Origin of the sequence: Lacibacter sp. MH-610 (assembly GCF_045780045.1) — a bacterium.
Lineage (GTDB): Bacteria > Bacteroidota > Bacteroidia > Chitinophagales > Chitinophagaceae > Lacibacter.
Genome location: NZ_CP116002.1, coordinates 1113332 through 1130486, shown reverse-complemented (window position 1 = coordinate 1130486; position 17155 = coordinate 1113332). Strand labels below are relative to the sequence as shown.

At 41.7% G+C, this 17155-nt stretch carries 19 protein-coding genes; 15 read left to right on the top strand and 4 right to left on the bottom strand.

Annotation, left to right across the window (positions count from 1 at the left end):
• Positions 1-36: 36 nt before the first annotated feature.
• The 4 genes from PDL71_RS05140 to PDL71_RS05125 all read left to right on the top strand — a co-directional run bounded on the left by PDL71_RS05140 (position 37) and on the right by PDL71_RS05125 (position 1895).
• Positions 37-387, top strand: a complete 351-nt coding sequence (locus PDL71_RS05140; RefSeq protein WP_407526277.1) for a hypothetical protein — start codon at positions 37-39, stop codon at positions 385-387.
• Between the two features lie 6 nt (positions 388-393).
• Positions 394-831, top strand: a complete 438-nt coding sequence (locus PDL71_RS05135; RefSeq protein ID WP_407526274.1) for a hypothetical protein — start codon at positions 394-396, stop codon at positions 829-831.
• A gap of 24 nt (positions 832-855) precedes the next feature.
• Positions 856-1218 carry a CoA-binding protein gene (locus PDL71_RS05130; protein WP_407526272.1) on the top strand — a complete coding sequence of 121 codons (363 nt, stop codon included), beginning with the start codon at positions 856-858 and terminating at the stop codon, positions 1216-1218.
• A gap of 203 nt (positions 1219-1421) precedes the next feature.
• Positions 1422-1895, top strand: a complete 474-nt coding sequence (locus tag PDL71_RS05125; protein WP_407526270.1) for a ribonuclease H-like YkuK family protein — start codon at positions 1422-1424, stop codon at positions 1893-1895.
• A 414-nt stretch (positions 1896-2309) separates the two neighbouring features.
• On the opposite strand, the gene PDL71_RS05120 is transcribed toward PDL71_RS05125, so the two are convergent.
• Positions 2310-3020, bottom strand: a complete 711-nt coding sequence (locus tag PDL71_RS05120) for a 16S rRNA (uracil(1498)-N(3))-methyltransferase (protein ID WP_407526268.1) — start codon at positions 3018-3020, stop codon at positions 2310-2312.
• 33 nt (positions 3021-3053) lie between these two features.
• A complete protein-coding gene (locus tag PDL71_RS05115; RefSeq protein WP_407526265.1) occupies positions 3054-4367 on the bottom strand; it encodes an alpha/beta fold hydrolase in 1314 nt (437 codons plus the stop codon).
• Between the two features lie 303 nt (positions 4368-4670).
• Between PDL71_RS05115 and PDL71_RS05110 the strand changes: the two genes are divergently transcribed.
• Positions 4671-5537, top strand: a complete 867-nt coding sequence (locus tag PDL71_RS05110) for a hypothetical protein (RefSeq protein WP_407526262.1) — start codon at positions 4671-4673, stop codon at positions 5535-5537.
• Between the two features lie 151 nt (positions 5538-5688).
• Here PDL71_RS05110 and dnaB read toward each other — a convergent pair whose 3' ends face one another.
• Entirely contained in the window at positions 5689-7269 is a 1581-nt protein-coding gene (gene dnaB, locus PDL71_RS05105; protein WP_407526259.1) for a replicative DNA helicase, read from the bottom strand.
• A 362-nt stretch (positions 7270-7631) separates the two neighbouring features.
• On the opposite strand from dnaB, the gene pheT reads away from it, so the two are divergent.
• Both pheT and PDL71_RS05095 read left to right on the top strand, forming a co-directional pair.
• The gene (gene pheT / locus PDL71_RS05100; protein ID WP_407526256.1) at positions 7632-10055 is read left to right on the top strand and encodes a phenylalanine--tRNA ligase subunit beta; all 2424 of its coding nucleotides are present in this window, start codon (positions 7632-7634) and stop codon (positions 10053-10055) included.
• 51 nt (positions 10056-10106) lie between these two features.
• Entirely contained in the window at positions 10107-10469 is a 363-nt protein-coding gene (locus PDL71_RS05095) for a hypothetical protein (protein ID WP_407526254.1), read from the top strand.
• A 2-nt stretch (positions 10470-10471) separates the two neighbouring features.
• Here PDL71_RS05095 and PDL71_RS05090 read toward each other — a convergent pair whose 3' ends face one another.
• The gene (locus PDL71_RS05090) at positions 10472-10723 is read right to left on the bottom strand and encodes a hypothetical protein (protein WP_407526251.1); all 252 of its coding nucleotides are present in this window, start codon (positions 10721-10723) and stop codon (positions 10472-10474) included.
• A 131-nt stretch (positions 10724-10854) separates the two neighbouring features.
• On the opposite strand from PDL71_RS05090, the gene PDL71_RS05085 reads away from it, so the two are divergent.
• The 8 genes from PDL71_RS05085 (at position 10855) to PDL71_RS05050 (ending at position 17155) form a co-directional block, all read left to right on the top strand.
• Positions 10855-11157, top strand: coding sequence for a cell division protein ZapA (locus PDL71_RS05085; protein ID WP_407526249.1), 303 nt, complete (start codon positions 10855-10857; stop codon positions 11155-11157).
• A gap of 245 nt (positions 11158-11402) precedes the next feature.
• Positions 11403-12968, top strand: coding sequence for a ribonuclease Y (rny, locus tag PDL71_RS05080; RefSeq protein WP_407526247.1), 1566 nt, complete (start codon positions 11403-11405; stop codon positions 12966-12968).
• Between the two features lie 69 nt (positions 12969-13037).
• Complete coding sequence (rplS, locus tag PDL71_RS05075) at positions 13038-13391, top strand: 50S ribosomal protein L19 (RefSeq protein WP_407526244.1); 354 nt, start codon at positions 13038-13040, stop codon at positions 13389-13391.
• 167 nt (positions 13392-13558) lie between these two features.
• Positions 13559-13684, top strand: coding sequence for a hypothetical protein (locus PDL71_RS05070; RefSeq protein ID WP_407526241.1), 126 nt, complete (start codon positions 13559-13561; stop codon positions 13682-13684).
• A gap of 103 nt (positions 13685-13787) precedes the next feature.
• Positions 13788-14003, top strand: a complete 216-nt coding sequence (locus PDL71_RS05065; RefSeq protein ID WP_407526238.1) for a twin-arginine translocase TatA/TatE family subunit — start codon at positions 13788-13790, stop codon at positions 14001-14003.
• Between the two features lie 42 nt (positions 14004-14045).
• Complete coding sequence (gatA, locus tag PDL71_RS05060) at positions 14046-15488, top strand: Asp-tRNA(Asn)/Glu-tRNA(Gln) amidotransferase subunit GatA (protein ID WP_407526235.1); 1443 nt, start codon at positions 14046-14048, stop codon at positions 15486-15488.
• 6 nt (positions 15489-15494) lie between these two features.
• Positions 15495-16562 carry a lytic transglycosylase domain-containing protein gene (locus PDL71_RS05055; RefSeq protein WP_407526232.1) on the top strand — a complete coding sequence of 356 codons (1068 nt, stop codon included), beginning with the start codon at positions 15495-15497 and terminating at the stop codon, positions 16560-16562.
• Complete coding sequence (locus PDL71_RS05050; protein ID WP_407526229.1) at positions 16562-17155, top strand: pyridoxamine 5'-phosphate oxidase family protein; 594 nt, start codon at positions 16562-16564, stop codon at positions 17153-17155. Before PDL71_RS05055 ends, PDL71_RS05050 begins: the two co-directional genes overlap by 1 nt.

The window sequence follows — 17155 nt, the reverse complement described above, 5'->3', positions numbered from 1 at the left end:
TTTCATTATTTTCTGAAAATTTAAAATACTTAATATATGAAAACATTTAAACTCGTTGAAATTGTACTGAACGCAGCACTTATAGTTTCGTTTGTTTGTGTTTTTGCTGTAACACAAAGCCTTGAACTTTTATTCCTGAGTTACTTCATTGTGGGAGGGGTTCAGTTGCTGAGTATGTTTTTTCATGTGTTTAAAGGCTGGTTCAGCAATCACAATATCCGTTTTGTGTATTATTTCTTCGTGCTGTTTATAGGTGCACTTTGCTTTGGCGGTATTGGCTTTTTCATTTTGCTATACACAGCTCCACTAATGGCATCCTTCTATGTATTCATTTGCTACAGAGAGTTGAAGATTTTACAACTGAGAGAACTCGTTCACCTTAAATAAAATGTTATGAAATATCAAGTTCCCTACTGGCTCATTATAATCGGCGGCATCGGTCAAATCTTTACTGCATTGATTTATCCTTATATCCGTCACCGTGTATTTGACTGGTATAACGACATTAAACAACTCAAACCACTCAACCGGGAAATTGCTAAAACCTACGGGCATTATATCCAGGGACTCAACTTCTCCTTCGGATTGATTTCCATTCTGCTGGTGAAGGATTTACAGAACGGCACCGGCTTGGCTACAGCACTCACCGGTTTAATTGCTGCTTACTGGACGGGCAAACTCATTACACAATTTGCTTACTATCCTATGTATAACATTCCGAAGAAACCGATTTTCAAAATTGGTGAAGTGGGAATGAATACATTGTTTGTAACATTTGCATTGGTGTTCGTGTGGATGTTTGTTGTAAATATCAATCAGACGTTGAAGTAACGAACTTCAACGTAACTTCACTCCATGAACAAAAAAACCCTTGTGCTTGGTGCATCAGATCATCCGGAACGGTACAGTTATTTAGCTATGAACCGTTTGAAAGCACATGGGCATGAAGTAGTGGGTATCGGCAAACACAAATCGGTAGTAGCCGGTGAAGAAATTTTAACAGAGCAAATGCCTCTGCAAAATATTCATACGGTTACGCTGTATCTAAACCCCAAACATCAGCAACAATACTACAACTACATTCTTTCATTAAAACCGCAACGTATTATTTTTAACCCCGGTGCAGAGAATGAGGAGTTGTATCAACTGGCAAAGCAAAACAATATTGAACCCGTTGAAGCATGTACATTGGTTATGTTGAGTACAGGTCAATATTAAACCACCCTGAAGCAGAAACTGCATTGATACAGCCCCGGCCTAACAGCAAAAAGTATAATACTTGTCAACGTACTATTGATTATTAATTTTTCATTAATCAATTATCCATTATTAATGCTTATCCCCACCTGTTAATAAACAGTTGCGTCCACAGTATTCCACCGCCGGAAAATATTTCCGTAAATTTAGAAAACCCATTTTCTATGCGCTGGAGACGATTCAATGGTGAGCACATTCACCTGCCCATTAAAGAAGAAGTAAAACAGGCCATTATCCGTGAAACGGAAAAAGGCTACCGCCTCAAAGTATGTATCGGTACCGATAGCCAGGTAAAAGGTCATGAAACGGAATTTGCCACCGTCATTGTTTTTTTACGTGAAGGTCATGGCGGATTCATGTTCATCCACAATGAAAAAACACGCCAGGCTTATTCCATTAAGGAACGAATGCTGGTGGAAGTGGCCAAGAGTATTGAAATTGCTTACGAGCTCTGCGATCTCTTTACGGAGTATGATGTAGACATGGAAGTGCATGCCGACATCAACACCAATCCGCATTTCAAAAGCAATGAAGCCCTGCGTGAAGCTATGGGTTACATCCTCGGTATGGGCTTTGCTTTCAAGGCCAAGCCTGAAGCCTTTGCCAGCAGCAGTTGCGCCAACAAGATTGTGAACTAACTGCTGATGTTCGCAGGTGTTTTCAACCGTGCGAACCACGGTTCCAAACTTCGTCTCTCTATAATTTCTGAATTTTATTTTTTGGTTACCGGCGATGGTACATCCGGCATCGTCCCTTGCCACGCTCGTTTCGGCGCTCAGTTTTTCATGGCATCAAACCCATTAGTATTACAAGTTATTTATTAATCAAACTGCATCACATAGGATGATGAGTAGCATTCATTTGTAATTCATCATAGTAGTACATAGCTTCATCAGGGTATCATCCGATTTCGGGCTGTCCTTCGAAATCGGGGCCCTTTTTTGGTTACTTTTTTGGGCAAACAAAAAAGTGACAAAAAGAAATAGTATCGCTGATAAAGAGTAAAGAAATTACTCCACAAGTGGCTGGCCATTTAGAATGGCCAGACAAAATCATCTAATACACATCATCACCGCCGCCACCATTCCCGCTGTTTCTGTTCTTAATCTTGTTTCGCCTAAAGCAACAGGCTGAAAGTTATTGTTCAAAGCCAACTCAATTTCACCGGGTGAAAAATCACCTTCGGGTCCAATGAGAATGATGGAATTTGAAGATTGCTTTATTTGAACATTTGATAATTGTTGCTTCTCTGTTTCTTCGCAATGAGCGATCAGCTTTAATGAATCTTCCGATTTCAAATTCATTACATCTTCATATCGTACAGGTTCACGCAACACCGGCAACCACACCTGCTGACTCTGCAGCATGGCACTCACTAAAATTCCTTTCATGCGCTCATATCGAAAATGCTGACGCTCGGTACGTTCACAAATCAACGGAACGATTTCGTTCACACCAATCTCAGTTGCTTTTTCTAAAAACCATTCAAACCGGCTGGCATTCTTAATCAACGAAATGGCTATCGTTGTTTTACTTGAGCCTTGTGCCTTAAAAATTGTGCTCTGTATCTTGACGGCACACTGTTTTTTATGCGCTTCAGTAATTTCGGCAGTTATCAAGTAACCTTTACCATCAGTAAGATTCAATTGCTCACCTGCCTGCATACGCAACACCTGCACCACATGCTTACTTGTTTCTTCATTGAGCGTAATCAATGAAGTACCCGTATCAAATGCATCAATAAAAAAAATCGGAAGTGCCATGTGAATTACAAAATTATTTGTTTGCGGCTATACTTATTGAAACACAGCAATCATTACTCCTTCAACGGATGGTTTCCTGGGTAAGACCATTGTTCTGCCGTTATAATAAATACGCAGTGTTCCGTTTTTATCTGCCGGAATAAAAAGATCTGCACTGCCTAAAAAAGGAAATCCGCCAAAAGTCTTCAATGTTTGTTTTGATGAAACGCCGTCTCCGTCATCAAAAACAAAAGTGGCAATCATTGTTTTGGAAGCCGGTGCTAATTGCGGAGTGGAAAGCGGTATGGAATCAATCGCCAGTGAATCCCGTCCTGCAATGATAGCATTGTTGCTGCTGAAAATTACCAGCACTGTTTGCTTTTCATCTTTAGGAACCTGGCTCAGCACTCCTGCAATCATACCGGTTGATGGAAAAGCCCGGAGGTACACAGCCTTATCAGCTCGTTGCAAGGGTTCAAAAAAGTAATGAATGGTTCTTCCGTTTACGGGTCTTACTTCAAATTCAAAATAATTGTTTGCAGTCATATTAAAACCAAAACTTCCATCTTTGGCAAAACGAGTCCAGCCGGTATAAGCTCCGTTGGTGGTTTTATTTTTTTCAATCAGCTTTCTTTTTCCTGTGGCAGGATCAAAAATGTACACGTTAAAACTATCCAGACTTAAAGGATTATTTTCTCCAAGGGTTACACCTTTTCCACTTAGCCCTACTGAGCGGGAAAGATTGTCGGGTGAAATAACTTTCGTTGTTTTCGGACTTTGATTGCCATTTAAAAACTTATATAGGTGAACAAATGTTTCTTCGCCGGTTGCCACCTGCATATGATCTGCATTTTGCAAAACTATATTCACGGCTCCGGGAATATCACCGCCTGTTTTCACTACCATATCCGCCTTGCTGTAAATATTCATGGTTCTCACATCGGCATTCTTTCCTGCAGCAGCCTTCATTTTGCCGCTGCCGATATGTATGTAATGCGCCACTTTTAACGCATGTAAGGAATCATTAAGATAATTGTAACACAAACCACCACCGGCGCTGTGGGCAATTAAATCAACCTGAGCAGCTTTTGTTTGCTGTAGCACAGCATCAATAAACAGGTTAAGCAATGAGTCCGTTGCCTTGCTTCTGTTGATAGTGTTCCAGTCAAACACAAACATCCGTTGATGGCAATAGCCATTGCTGCTGAACCGTTGCAGTTGCAAAGCCCAGTTATCACCGCTGCCAAGAAAGCCATGTACAAAAACAATGGGGCGTTTGGAAGTATCACAGCCATCATCGTAGTAGTTTGCCTGTGCAATTGAAGTGCTTGAAACTAAAACTGAAAAAAAGAGAACGAGGATTCGCATGAGGTGAAATTAAAGAAAACTTGTGGTTGATAACGTTGCTGTGCTTTACGGTGTCTGACGTCTTCGACTTCCTGACACTGTAAGCATCACTCATGCACAGGTCCGGAGATTTGCACCAGATGCGATCGCCTGCTTCCACTCTTTTTAAAACTATTTGAAAATATATTCCCCATTTGCTTTGAATTCATAAATCTTACCTATACCTTACTCTACGTTTCCTTAACAACATCTTACACATTTCCCTTCCCTGTGGCGACCTGCCATTGAGTACACCTTATTTTTTTAACTCTTAAAAATTTAGTTATGCAACCCAAACATGGCACAGCATTGCGTGCTTCCGCATTTGTTATTGTAACCACTTTTTTCATTTCCGTGATGCTTCTCAGTTACAGCAATAAACTTGCTGCTCAGCAAACTTCTCAAAAGGTTTATGTTTCTGGCTTGTATGTCAAAGTAAACCAGGGTATGTATTCAAAATACCAGGAGTTGCTCAACAATTACACTAAAAAAGTAAATGAACAGCATCTTAAGGCCGGAAGGATTATGGGCTGGTATGTAAACGATGTATTATTCCCCAACGGTAGCTCGGCTGCCTATGATATGGTTATAATTACCGTATCAACCAATCTTGGATTATTAATTGACGATAGTGTGGGCTACCGCAATTGGTTAAAACAGTCGCTCAATAATCCTAGTGATCAAACGCTGGATGGTATTTTAAATTCATTTACTGCAGCACGCACTATTGTAAAGCGTGAAATATTCAGTTACATAGATGGGGTGAACATCAACTCCAATCCTGCCAAATACGTGCAGGTTGATTTTATGCGTACCACCTCCGGCAAAGCTTCAGAATATGTAAAAGCAGAGATAGATTGGTACAAACCGGTACATGCCGAATTTGTAAAATCAGGAAATAAAATTGACTGGGGTTTGTACAGCATGGAGATGCCTTACTCAGAAACTGTAGGATATGATTTTATCACTGCTAATTTTTTCTCCAGCACGACTCAAATGAGCTCAGGCAACTATGCAGAAGCCTTTAAGAAAGTATTTCCTGACAAAAACATGAATGATGTTTGGAATAATATGGCGGGTTTACGAAAAATGATCCGTACAGAGTTATGGAAGCTGGGCATTTATGTTGATGCAACTAATACAAAAAAGTAAAAACTTCCTTGTATAAAAAATCCCGCCAAACAAACCGGCGGGATTTTTCTTGCGCAGGTCTCTGACCTTTGCATTTACGTTACTTGCTCTACACTTTTATTATAAAATATTTTTTAGTGACGATTGCTGCTTTGTATTTCTCACTTCGTATTTAAAACGGCGTTTCCTCATCAAAATTCATATCATTCATCTTACTGCCTTTCTGTACAAATACTTTCGGGCCATCATCAGTAGGTACCGGCTTCCAGTTACCGCCACCACCGCCAGGCAACGGATTACCACCGGGGAATCCACCACCACCGCCAAAATCATTAAAGTCATCTTCCACAAACTTTTGAATATGCAGTAAGGCCCGCAGCTTAATTGTTTCAAGGCTACCGTTACGGTGCTTGGCTATACGCACATGTGTTTCGCCACGGTTGCTTTCACCAAACTCATTGCTGGTGATATCGTAGTACTCAGGACGATAAAGGAACATCACCATATCGGCATCCTGCTCAATAGCACCCGATTCACGAAGGTCACTCAACTGCGGCATCTTGTTTCCTTCTTTACGTTTCTCTACTTCACGACTCAACTGTGAGAGTGCAATGATGGGAATACCTAATTCCTTGGCAAGACCTTTCAGGTTTCTGGAAATGGTACTGATCTCCTGTTCACGGTTGGTACTCTTGTTGCCACCTGTACCGCTCATCAACTGCAAATAGTCGATGATAATTAAACCAACATTGTGCTTATTTACCAGTCTTCTTGCTTTAGCACGCAATTCAAAAATATTCAATGCGGCACTATCATCTATAAAAATGGGTGCTTTGCTTAAACGTTCAATTCCTTTTTTATACAATTGCTGCACTTCATGATCTTCCAGCTTTCCACGGGATATTTTCTCCAGCATAATTTCACTTTCGGCACTCAAAATACGTTGCACCAACTGAGCCGCACTCATCTCAAGGCTGAAGAACGCAACAGGCGTTGGCTTGGAAGCATGCAATGCTGCATTACGTACCAGGTTTAAGGCAAAGGCCGTTTTACCTACTGCAGGACGTGCAGCGAGGATAATCAAATCTGTTTGCTGCCAACCATACGTAACACGGTCCAGTCCTGCAAAGCCGCTGGGCACACCTGTAACATCTTCATCTTTGTTACGCAGGTCTTCAATACGCTGAATGGTTTTGATCAACACATTATCAAACGAATCAAAATTTTTACGGAGGTAGTTATTGGTAATTTCAAACAGTTTGGTTTCTGCTTCATCCAGCAAATCAAAAATATCCGTACTGTCTTCATATGCATCGCTGATGGTTTCACCATTGATGCGGATGAGTTCTCGCTGTAAAAATTTCTGCAACACAATACGTGCATGCGCTTCAATATTGGCGGTAGATACAACAGCATTGGTTAAGCGTGTTACATAGTACGCACCTCCTACCATTTCCAGTTCTTCACGGAGTTTCAATTCTTCCACTACCGTTAACAGATCAATGGGTGAACTCTTGCCGGTTAAACTCTGCATGGCACGGAAAATGCGCTGATGGGCATCTACATAAAAACATTCCGGACGCAGGATTTCACTCACTGTATCAAAAGCACTTTTCTCCAGCATAATAGCACCAAGTACAGCTTCTTCCAGTTCTTTAGCCTGTGGGGGTACTTTGCCATATACCATGGTGGTTAAATCAACGCCGGGTTTGCGTCTTGCCTTTCTGTCTTTATTTAAGTTCGTAATGTCCATATTTTGAATCCTCTCAACAGTTAGATTTTGGGTAAAACTTTCGTGGGGGAGCGAATGTAATTCGGAAACAGTTAACAATTACTTCATCTTGTATTAAATTTTTTATCGCCTGCAGTTCACAGCAACTCATCGGTTTTCCACTTCTATTCCCCTGCATATCCACATCAATAAACGGTTTATCCTCAATTTAAACTATTTTTTCGCTGTTGAAGCAAAGATTTACACACAGCGGTGTGCCAAAACATTTTTATGCGTTTTGGAGCAGATTGATATGAATATTCGTATCTGCTGACAATGCAAATAGCCATGCTTGCCCGCAATAAGTTATCTTTGCTGCCTCAAAAAAAGAAGCAAATCGAACTATGACCATCAGTTATAACTGGCTGCACGAATATTTACCCGTTACAATAGAACCTGAAAAACTCAGCCGCATCCTTACATCCATCGGGCTGGAAGTAGAAAGCATGGAAGTTTTTGAAGAAGTGAAAGGCGGATTGAAAGGCGTTGTTATTGGCCAGGTACTCACCTGCGAAAAGCATCCGGATGCAGATAAACTCTCATTGACCACTGTGAATATCGGCAGCGGCGAACCTTTACAGATTGTATGTGGTGCTCCCAATGTAGCGGCTGGCCAAAAAGTAGCGGTAGCCACAATCGGTACTACCATTTACCCCACCAATGGCGAACCGCTCACCATGAAAAAAGCAAAGATCCGTGGTGCAGAAAGTCATGGAATGATTTGTGCCGAAGATGAATTGGGATTAGGCAACAGTCATGCAGGTATTATGATTTTAAAAGAAGATGCCAGCGTAGGTACTCCTGCTGCTGACTATTTTCAATTAAGTACGGATACGATTTATGAAATTGGTTTAACACCCAATCGTATGGATGCAATGAGTCACTTAGGTGTAGCCCGTGATGTAATTGCCTGGCTCAACTTTCATGAAAAGAAACAATACCTTGTAAAATCACCTTTTACCAATGGATTTAAAGCGGATAATAATTCGCTTCCTATTAAAGTAACCATTGAGAATAAAGAAGCCTGCCAGCGTTATGCCGGTGTGAGTATTAAAGGGGTGACTGTAAAAGAAAGTCCTGAGTGGCTTAAGAAACGGATTAAAAGCATTGGTCTTCGTCCTATCAATAACATTGTTGATATCACCAATTTCATTTTGCATGAAACAGGACAACCGCTGCATGCGTTTGATGCCGACCAGGTAACAGGTGGAGAAGTGATTATAAAAAATTGTGCTGAAGGAACTGCTTTTGTAACCCTTGATGAAAAAGAACGCAAGCTGAGTGCAGAAGACCTGATGATTTGCAATGCCAAAGAACCTATGTGTATTGGTGGTGTGTTTGGCGGATTGAAAAGTGGTGTAACGGATGCTACAATAAATATTTTCCTGGAAAGTGCATGGTTCAATCCCATCAGCATCCGTAAAACATCGTTTCGTCATAACCTGCGTACTGATGCTGCTACACGATTTGAAAAAGGCGTGGACATCAGCAATGCTGTAAATGTATTGAAGCGTGCTGCATTGATGATAAAAGAATTGGCCGGTGGTGAAATAGCCAGTGATGTAGTGGATGTTTATCCTTCACCTAAAGAAAAAGTGGAAGTAGCTGTTAAATGGCACTATCTCAAAAAGCTCAGCGGTAAAAATTATCATCCGGATAACGTAAAGAAAATTCTCTCTGCTCTTGGGTTTGAAATTGTAAAAGAAGGTATTGATGAATTCAGGGTAGCTGCTCCCTTCAGCAAACCTGATATGGAACATGCGGCTGATATTGTAGAAGAAATTATGCGGATCGATGGGCTGGATAATGTTGCCATCCCAACCAGCATTACCATTTCTCCGGCAGTAGAAACCAACTATAAAACAGAAATCCTGCGGGAGAAAGCTGCCAACTATTTAATCGGTCTCGGGTTTAATGAAATCTTTACCAATTCTATTGCCAACAGTGCCTGGTACAGTGAAGAAACGTTGAACACAACAGTGAAGATGCTCAATAATCTCAGCGCTGAGTTAAATGTAATGCGTCCTTCTATGATTGAAACCGGTTTGCAAAGCATCGGCTTCAACATCAACCGTCGTAATCTGAATCTGCGTTTGTTTGAATTTGGAAAAACGTACAGTACATCAGCTGTTGGCGAATATCAGGAAACAGCACACCTTACTTTTTATATCACCGGCAACAGCACGGCTTCCTGGAAGCACAAAGCTGAAGCCAGCAACCTGTTTCAGTTAAAAGCTTATACAGAAGCATTGTTTCAGCAGATGGGAGTAACAGCAACTGTAGCTACCATGGAAGCAACTGATGATTTTCAATACGGCGTTGTTTACAGCATCAACAAAAAACCTATTGCAACAGTAGGTGCTGTACAAACAAAAAAGCTCAAAACGTTTGACATAAAACAACCGGTGTTTATTGCTGATATCAATTGGGATGCGTTACTGAAGATTGCTTCCAAAGCAAAAATTGATTTCATCGAAATTCCAAAATTCCCTGCAGTAGAACGTGACCTGGCGATGGTACTTGCGAAAAACATCACCTACGAACAAGTGGAGCAAACAGTGTTACAAGCCAAAGTAAAACGTTTAAAAAACATTGCCCTGTTTGATGTGTTTGAAAGTGAAAAGCTGGGAACAGATAAAAAATCCATTGCATTGAATTTTGTGTTCCAGGATGCAGAAAAAACACTCACTGATACGGAAACCGATAAAATGATGAGCCAGATTATGACGCAACTGGAAAAAGAGTTGAGTGCGGAGATCAGAAAGTAAAAACATCGGAGTGCCCATCCCCTCCTCGGAGGGGAATCAGAGTCTCCGAAAATGAATAGGATTCTTAGGGGTGGGTTCAATCCACCCTTTCTCAATCTCAGTTTCATAGCTTATTTTAGCACCTGCATGGATACTGCTGAGCAATACATTAAAAATCTGCGGGAAAAAATTCAACTCCTGGCCCGGCATCAACGCCAGCTGCAAAAAGAAAACCAGCAGCTCAAAGAGGATGTGGAAGTATTTAAGGAACAAACCAATGCCATTAAGCAGGAAATGAGCATTCTTGAAATGCAGAATGCCATGCTTAAAGCATCACAGCAACATCTTACAGACAAAGAAAAAAAGGAAATGGAAAAGAAGCTGCAGCATTTTATTGGTGAAATTGACCGCTGCATTTCCATGCTCAGCCGTTAGGCTTATACACGCTTTACCAGTCGTACCTGCATTTCCTCCTCCCCATGAGAGAGTTCCAGAGAATACACCCCATACGGCAGATCATTCAAACCGTTCAGGGTAAAATCTTTTGTGTGGGCAGATGTATAATCTGCGGAGCGGCAAATGCAGCCCTTATCATCCCGCAGTACAGCGGTAAGCAGTTGGTTGGTTTCCTGTAACACTTCTATCTTTAAGGTGTCCAGGAATACCTGTGGTTTTACTTTCGCAAGCATAAAATCAAACTGTTTAATTACAGAATGGTAGTACCTTGGGTGAAATTTCATCAGGATCAAAAGTGTTGATCCCGGTAAGCAGTTATTTAATGGGGGCACTAACTTAACAACAATTTTTCGTAATTCGCATTATGGAAACATTAATTCCTGTAAATATTTTAATAGGCGACCGTAATTACCGCATCAAAGTAGCGCCGGAGGATGAAGAACATGTACGCAGGACCGTTAAAACCATCAATGAAAAGATCATTGAATTCAAGACCAACTTTGCAGGCAAGGATATGCAGGATTATATTGCTATGGTACTGATCTGGTACGCTACTCAAATTACTGCAGGTACCATTGATGGCAATAACAATGAAGCTTTACTGCAGGCACTCCAAAAACTGGATGAGCAGGTAAACGAACTGCTGCCGCAGGAAAAAACAGAATAACTGTTGCCTGAGAGCAACCCTTTATAGCCATAAAAATATGTTCTGTTCTTCCATTCCTTAGTATAACCAAAACCTGTAATTAATGAGCATTAAAGCATCTTTGAATACTCCATTTTAAAGTACAAGACAGGTTATTTACTGCTTATATTTTCGTATTTTCGCCCACTGCATTTCCATTATGAACGCATTTGCTGCCATACGTAAGGAATTGTTGCTCAAACAAACATCAAACTATTTGAATCAAAATGGAACCTACTATTCTATACATCATTATAGGCGTTGCCGCACTCATTCTGGGCATCGTGGCGGGTAAATTCATCTTCGCCAAAAACACACAAAAACAAATTCAGGAAGCCGAACAACAGGCACAAACCATTCTCAAAGAAGCAGAATTAAGAGCCGAAACCCTCAAAAAGGAAAAGGCGCTGGAGGCCAAGGAAAAGTTTGTGCAGATGAAAGCGGAGCACGACCGTGATGTGCTGGAGCGTAATAAAAAGCTGAGTGAAAGCGAAAACCGCATCCGTCAGAAAGAACAATCCATCAATCAGAAAGAAAGCAACCTGGATAAGCAGATCAAGGAAAATGAGGCCATCAAAGAAAACCTCAACCGCCAGATTGAAGTGGTGAACCAAAAGCGTACGGAACTGGAGAAACACCAGGAAGAACATATTCGCCGTCTGGAAAAAATTGCCGGTCTTTCCGCAGAAGAAGCAAAGTCGCAACTGGTAGAGAGCCTTAAACAGGAAGCGCAAACACAGGCACTGTCATTGCAACAGGAAATCATTGAAGAGGCCAAGCAAAAAGCCGGTAAAGAAGCCCGTAAAATTGTTATTCAAACCATACAGCGTACTGCTGCTGAACAGACTATTGAAAACACAGTTACTGTTTTCAACCTGGAAAGCGATGAAATCAAAGGGCAGATTATCGGTCGTGAAGGCCGTAACATCCGTGCCATTGAAGCCGCTACCGGTGTGGATTTGATTGTGGATGATACGCCGGAAGCCATTCTTCTTTCTTCCTTTGATCCCCTTCGTCGTGAAGTAGCCCGTTTGAGCTTACAACGCCTGGTTACTGATGGCCGTATTCACCCCGCCCGTATTGAAGAAGTGGTAGAGAAAACCCGTAAGCAATTGGAAGAGCAGGTAATGGAAATCGGGGAACGTACGGTGATTGAACTGGGTATTCATGGTATGCATAAAGAATTGATCAGAATGGTGGGCCGTATGCGTTTCCGTTCATCTTATGGTCAAAACCTGTTGATGCACAGCCGAGAAACGGCTAATCTCTGTGCCATCATGGCTTCAGAACTTGGATTAAACCCCAAGCTGGCCAAACGTGCCGGTTTGTTACATGATATTGGTAAAGTACCTGATGAAGAAACAGAACTGAGCCATGCCTTATTGGGTGCCAAACTTGCTGAGAAATACGGTGAAAATCCTGCGGTGGTAAATGCCATCGGTGCCCACCATGATGAGATGGAGATGCAGTATGTAATCTCTCCCATTGTTCAGGCCTGTGATGCCATCAGTGGTGCACGCCCCGGTGCCCGCAGAGAGATCATGCAGCAATACCTCCAGCGTATTAAAGACCTGGAAAATCTGGCCATGGGCTATCCCGGTGTAGAAAAGGCATACGCTATCCAGGCAGGCCGTGAATTACGTGTTATAGTAGAAGCTGAAAAAGTAACAGACAGTGAAAGCGACAAGCTGAGCTTTGAAATGGCACAAAAGATTCAAACCGAAATGGTGTATCCGGGCCAGATTAAAGTAACCGTCATCAGGGAAAAACGGGCTGTAAACGTAGCCAGATAAAAAATCTAAATTCAAGAGGTAATAATCTGAAGTTTTCCCCTACCTTTGCCGTCCAAAAAATTGAAAGTCATGAACGCCGCAGTAGCATTTGTACACGAGCAACTCACAGTAAATAAACAGCACCCCGCTTTTAAAGCAGGTGACAACGTTTCTGTTAACTATAAAATTATTGAAGGTGGTAAAGAGCGTATCCAGAGCTTCCGTGGCGATGTGGTAAAGCGTCAGGGCACCGGTGCAACTGCTTCATTCACAGTTCGTAAGATTTCTGACGGTGTGGGCGTTGAACGTACCTTCCCTGTAAACTCACCCAATATTGACTCTGTTGAGTTGAACAAAGTGGGTAAAGTGAGCCGTGCTAAATTGTTCTACCTGCGTGAAAGAAGCGGTAAGAGCGCACGTATCAAAGAAAAGCGCATGAAATAATAAGCATATAAAAGAAAAGGCGGTAAAAATTTACCGCCTTTTCTTTTGGGGCACAAATTTTGTGTTTATATTAGTAGCCCGATCTACAGAATCCCTCCTATCGAAACTACGAGTCCAGATCCTTTTAATTCCACGTACTCATTTTTAAAACTCAAAGTTTCGAAATCATGAAAAAAGTATTGGTCGCCCTTGTTATTTTAGGTTTTATTGCCACTTCCTGTAACCGTGGTATTTCGCCCTACCAGGCAGCAAACGGTAAAGCAGGTAAATGCGGCAAAAATTATATCCGTTAATCCATCCGGATTTTAACCCGCTGAAAACCACCCGTAAGGTGGTTTTTTTTATGCAGCTACGGTATTTTACCTGTACCTTTGTTTTTCAGTTAAAAGAATGAATATGAATTTTCAACCCATACTTCTCGGCGTACTCGGCACACAGGAAATTATCATTATTGCCATTATCATACTTCTTTTATTCGGTGGCCGTAAGATTCCTGAACTGATGCGTGGTTTGGGCAAGGGCATCCGTGAATTCAATGATGCTAAGAATACCGTTCGCAAGGAAATTGAGGAAGCTCCCAACAACAGCGACAATTCTTCTGCCAAGCAATAATATTTTTCACAAGTTTCTTTTCAAATCTGAACGGAGCAAGTATTGTTTCCGATAAGCACCATAGCATCTTACCATGAACAACTGCGCCAAGGCATAACCTCTTGCGAAGCTGCAGTAACCTTTTATCTCAACCGCATTAAAACATACGGTCATTTAAATGCTTTAGTGCATGTGTTTGCGGAAGAAGCACTGGAACGTGCCCGTGAACTGGATGCACATCAAAAAGCAGGCAATACATTAGCACCTTTACATGGAGTTGTGGTGACCATTAAAGATGTGCTGGCGTGGAAAGCTCACCCGGTTAGTGCTGCCTCCGGCATGCTGAAAGATTTTAAGAGTCTGTTTAATGCAACTGCTGTTGAAAAGCTTTTGAATGCAGGCGCCATCATCATCGGTACTAATAACTGTGATGAGTTTGCCATGGGCAGCAGCAATGAAAATTCTGCTTACGGTCCCGTTAAAAACTTTATTGATGAAAAACGTGTACCGGGAGGATCCAGCGGAGGTTCTGCGGTGGCGGTGCAGGCTAATCTTTGCATGATCAGTTTAGGCAGTGATACAGGAGGCTCCGTTCGCCAGCCGGCTGATTTTTGTGGTGTGGTGGGTATGAAACCGACTTATGGAAGAATCAGCCGTCATGGTTTAATTGCATATGGCAGCAGTTTTGACCAGGTGGGTATATTAGCTCAAACTGTTGAAGATGTGGCACTCGTGTTGAAAGTTATTGCAGGGGCTGATGATTTTGACAGTACTGTTTCTTCAACTCCTGTTCCTGATTATTCTGAAGCAATCAAGCAGTCCTCTTCAAAAAAACCTGTCGCAGGGTATTTCAAAGAAACATTGTTGCATACAGGGCTGGACGAAGAAATCAAACAAAAGCATCTCGGCTTTTTAGCCCAATTGAAGGCAGATGGTTATGAAGTAAAAGAACTGAGCTTTGATTTGCTGGATTACATCGTTCCCACTTACTATATTCTCACTACTGCTGAGGCAAGCAGTAATCTCTCTCGTTATGATGGTGTTCGGTTTGGTCATCAATCAACACCACTAAAAAGTGATTTAACGGAATTTTATTCGGCCAACCGATCAGAGGGGTTTGGCAAAGAAGTACAACGCCGCATCATGCTGGGCACATTTGTTTTGAGTGCCGGTTATTATGATGCCTACTATACCAAAGCGCAACAGGTTCGCAGAAAATTATATGAGCAATGCCAACTGGTTTTCAGCGAAGTAGATGTACTTCTCATGCCCGTTTCACCTTCTACTGCTTTTGAAATTGGCGAAAAGAGTAACGATCCACTGGCTATGTACCTGGCGGATATTTACACCGTTTTTGCTAACCTGGTGGGTATTCCTGCCCTGTCTATTCCTTTATTTCAGCACAGCAATGGTTTACCCTTTGGCTTGCAAATGATGGGCAAGCATTTTGATGAGGTATCTTTGCTGCGCCTTGCTGATACATGGATGAAACAATACAAGGCCTGATTGATCATGAAATATCTCGTTTCAACCATATTGCTGATTGTTCTTTCCTTTTCTTCTTTCGCTCAAAAAGGAACGGCAACTGCTGATACCAGCAAGGAGCAAAGCGGTGCTGAGAAATACGGGTTTCAAAACCTGTTTGTAAACAAAGACTTCAACACAGCACTTCCTTACGACGGGCAAATTCATCCGCAGGCATGGGGTTTTATACAAGATTACCTGGAGCGGCATCAAAAAAATCTCAGCAAGATGAAAAGCTGGGGCTTGCCTTATTTCACCCTTATTGAAAATGTGTTGATGCAATACAACCTGCCGCATGAATTAAAATACCTGGCAGTTATTGAAAGCGGTCTCAATACTAATGCCACCAGTTGGGTAGGTGCACGTGGTCCCTGGCAGTTTATGCCCGGTACAGCAAGAGATTATGGTTTGATGGTAAGTAACTGGATGGATGAACGTACGGATTATTTCCGGAGTACACATGCAGCGGCAAAGTATCTTACTTCTCTTTACAACGATTTAAACGATTGGTTGCTGGTGATTGCTGCCTACAATGGCGGACCGGGAAGAGTGTACAGCGCCATTAAAAAAAGCGGCAGCCGTGATTTCTGGAAGCTGCAATACTATCTGCCGGAAGAAAGCCGTAATCATGTAAAGAAATTTATTGCCACGCATTATATCATGGAAGGTAAAGGTGGTGTTACCACTATGGTGAATGATGGTAAGCAGCCGAAAGTAAATGAGTTTGCACCGGAGAAACTGGATTCTAATATTGCCGTACAGGAAATTGCAGGCAAGTTCAGTTCTGTGGTGATGGCTAAAAACTTAGTGATGGACCTGTATTACTTCAACACCCTTAATCCAAAGTTTGATGAAGTACTGTCAGGAAACAATACGTTTAAGTTGCGTTTACCGAAAGATAAAATGATTGTATTTAACGCTAACCGCTATAATATTCTTAGTGAAAGTGTACAACTGCTGATGCGCTTTTACGGCGAAGAAGGTTTGAAAGATATTTACCCCAAAGTAAGTGAACTGCCGGAGCTGAAGAAAAAACAGGTGAAGAAAAAAAGTTAATGGAAGACATTTTTTTATCGCAAAATCTATCTGAAATCAACGAAGCTATCTGGAACATGCTGGAGCAAGCAACCAAAAGTCATCGGGCTCCTTTCCATTACGGAACCATTGCCACCATCCATCAACAAATTCCGGAATTACGTACTGTTATTTTGAGAAGAGTGATACCGGCTACACATCAGCTTTTTTTTCACACAGATATCCGCTCTCAAAAACTAAAACAGATCAAAGAAAATCCTTTGGTGAGCTGGCTTTTTTATGATGAAAAAAGTAAGATTCAATTGCGGCTCTATGCAAGGGCCGTGATCCATACAAAAGATACTGTAGCTGATTATGGTTGGGAACATTCCCGGTTGGCCGGCAAGCTTACATACACTACATCTTCCCCATCCGGTACTGAGCTGGATGCTCCCGAATTGATCAACCTGAATATTAAAGAAGCAGATGAAGCGCTTTTAGAAAAAGCAAGAAATCATTTTTGTGTAGTGGAAACGATTGTAAACAAAATGGACTGGATGTTCCTGCACCTCAGTGGCAACAGAAGAGCCATCTTTGATTATGAAAACGGTTTCAAAACCTGGGTACAGGTGTAA